Source organism: Gelidibacter salicanalis, assembly GCF_016469035.1.
GTDB classification, from domain to species: Bacteria; Bacteroidota; Bacteroidia; order Flavobacteriales; family Flavobacteriaceae; genus Gelidibacter; species Gelidibacter salicanalis_A.
In genome coordinates, this window is record NZ_JAEHJZ010000108.1 from 1 (window position 1) to 273 (window position 273).

The window sequence follows — 273 nt, forward strand, 5'->3', positions numbered from 1 at the left end:
TTTAAAGACAAAAGTCAAATCGTTTTTAAAGTCCTTTAAATCTACGACAATTTTGGTAAGAAAGTGCGCACCGAATTGCACACCTTTTAGTTGTAATTAATTGATATCAAGTGATACCACTAAAAACGAAAAACACTGATAATCATACGATTAACAGTGTTTTAGTTTGTCCTATTGCTAGGTTTGTCGGGGTGGCAGGATTCGAACCTGCGACCTCCGCGTCCCAAACGCGGCGCGATAACCGGGCTACGCTACACCCCGAATTGGTTATCT

General features: G+C 41.0%; 1 tRNA gene. It reads right to left on the reverse strand.

What is annotated here, in order from left to right:
• Nucleotides 1–186 precede the first annotated feature (186 nt).
• Nucleotides 187–261 (reverse strand) — tRNA-Pro (locus JEM65_RS21055).
• Nucleotides 262–273: the final 12 nt, after the last annotated feature.